Source organism: Protofrankia sp. Cas4 (assembly GCF_963555915.1).
Lineage (GTDB): Bacteria > Actinomycetota > Actinomycetes > Frankiales > Frankiaceae > Protofrankia.
In genome coordinates this window covers 1-2555 of record NZ_CAUVXL010000003.1, presented here as the reverse complement: position 1 = coordinate 2555, position 2555 = coordinate 1, and the positions used below count along the sequence as shown (strand labels likewise).

Annotated in this window: 2 protein-coding genes; both read left to right on the top strand. The window is 70.3% G+C overall.

The window, feature by feature from the left end; translation table 11 throughout:
* On the top strand, window positions 1–1649 hold a 1649-nt coding region (locus U9979_RS00115), incomplete at its 5' end, for an FtsK/SpoIIIE domain-containing protein (protein ID WP_322777738.1).
* 49 nt (window positions 1650–1698) lie between these two features.
* Window positions 1699–2555, top strand: an 857-nt coding sequence (locus tag U9979_RS00110; RefSeq protein WP_322777737.1) for an APC family permease, incomplete at its 3' end; no start/stop codon positions are given.

Sequence of the window (2555 nt, the reverse complement as noted above, 5' to 3'; positions counted from 1 at the left end):
GTCCGTGGTTGCCACCGCTACCCGAACGGCTCGCCCTACGGACGCTGCCGGGGTCCATCCCCGCGGGCCCGCACGCGTTGCCGCCCGTCCCGATCGGCCTGGCGGACCATTGCGACCGCCAGGCCCAACGTCCTTTCACGATTGACATCGAGAACGGGGGTCATCTGCTCTTCGTCGGCTCACCGCGGTCAGGACGATCAACAGCCCTGCGTACCCTGGCCGGATCGACGGCGGCCACCATATCGTCCGCCGACGTTCATCTCTACGCGCTGGACTGCGGGAACAACGCCCTTGCGCCCCTGACGTCCTTGCCGCACACCGGGGCCGTGGTCAGCCGGGACTCTCCCGAGCGGGTTCAACGGCTCTTCGCCCGGCTCATCGCCGAGATCGTCGAACGGCAGGAGAGCTTTGCCGCCCGCGGGTACGCCGACCTCGCCGAGCAACGAGCCGTCGACCGCGACCGCCCGCTGCCGTACCTGGTCCTGCTGATCGACCGCTTCGAGAGCTTCCTGGCATCCTTCGAGGACGTCGACGGCGGAGCACTCGTGGACCTGCTGACCCGGCTGCTACGGGAAGGACCATCGGTCGGCCTGCGGGTCGTCATGACCGGTGATCGACGCAGCGCGTCCGGACGGTTCAGCGGGACGATCGAGAACCGGTTCGTGCTACGGATGGCGGACCGGTCCGACTACGCGATGGTGGGCCTCGCCTCGGGCACGGTGCCCGACACGTTACCGCCGGGGCGTGGATTTCAGGCGGAGACCTCCGTGGAAACCCAGATCGCGCTGCTCACCGAGGATCCGTCCGGCCGTGCGCAGGTCACAGCGTTGCAGGAAATCTCCATGGCCGCAGCGACTCGTGACGGAGTGCCACCGGGACCAGCCACCGGCGCCCGAACCGACTACCGACGGCCGTTTCGCATCGACGTGCTCCCCGGGCGCGTCACCGTCGCCGAGACCGAGGCGTTGCGCCCGGGACGACGATCACCGTCCCCGACCGACGGATCAGGGCCATTGGCATCGCTTGTCGCGCTGATCGGCGCCGGCGGCGATGAACTCGCCCCCATCGATATCGATCTCGCCGCCGACGGACCTGGTTTCGTCGTCGCCGGCCCGGCGCGCTCCGGCCGGAGCTCCGCGCTGCTGACGATGGCGGAATCGCTGCTGGCCGGCGGCGCCCGGCTGCTTGTGCTGACCCCTCGGCGCTCACCGCTGTCGGCGCTCGCGGGCCGTCCGCAGGTGATCGACGTACTCGGTACGGAGGCGACGGCCAGCGACATCGATGCCGCCTGCGCCTGCGTCGGGCGCTCGGGCGGCCTGGTTGTCGTCATGGATGACGCGGAGCTGCTGGCAAACGCACCCCTGGCCGACCGTATGACCGAATTCCTGCGAACCGCCCGCGACGACGGTCACGCGTTCATCGCGGCCGGTACGACCGCGGACCTGACCGGCCAGTACCGAGGGTTCATGGTTGATGCTCGTCGGTCACGAAGCGGGGTAATCCTTGCGCCGGGCACGCCCAGTGAGGGAGATCTCTTCGGAATACGGCTGTCCCGCGGCAATTCCGCCGCCATGCCCGTCGGTCGCGGGCTGTTCGTACTCCGGGGCAGGACGACGCCCATCCAGGTCGCCTTCTCCACGCCTGGATAGCGTGCGCCGGCAGGCCACACCTGCGGGCGTCCCAGGAAGGCGATGACTCATGACTGACGTGGAGCCGGCCGGCTCGCTCCAACGGCACCTTGGCCCGGGTGACGCGGTGCTCATCGGCCTTGGATCGATGATCGGCGCGGGTGTGTTCGCGGCCTTCGGACCGGCAGCGGGCGCCGCGGGAGCCGGCCTCCTCATCGGTCTCGCGATCGCCGCGGTGATCGCCTACTGCAACGCGACGTCGTCGGCCCAGCTGGCAGCCCGCTACCCCGAGTCCGGTGGCACGTACGTGTACGGGCGCCACCGCCTCGGCGCCGTGTGGGGCTATCTCGCCGGCTGGGGATTCGTGGTCGGCAAGACCGCTAGCTGCGCCGCCATGGCCCTGACCATCGGGGCCTACGCCTGGCCGCAGTATCCCCGCCCGGTCGCGGTCGCCGCCGCGGTGTTGTTGACCGTGGTCAACTACTTCGGGATCGCCAAGACCGCCCTGCTGACCCGACTACTGGTCGCGCTGACCCTGATCGCGTTGACCCTCGTGGTGGTCGCATGCCTGGCCGGTGGCACAGCGGACGCCGATCGGCTGAACCCGATCTGGCCAGGCAGCGGGCCGGGCGCTGTCCACGCTGTCCTGCAGGCCGCGGCACTGCTGTTCTTCGCGTTCGCCGGATACGCTCGGATCGCCACTTTGGGCGAGGAGGTCCGCGACCCCACGCGGACGATCCCGAAGGCGATCCCTGCCGCGCTCGGACTCACGGTCGGCGTCTACCTCCTTGTCGGGCTGTCCGCCCTGCTGGCCGTCGGCCCCGACCGGCTGGCGGCCGCCGTTGACCCACTCGCCGTCGCGGTCAGCGCCGGCAGGCTCCACTCCCTGACTCCCGCGGTCCGCGTGGGCGGGGTGGTGGCGAGTCT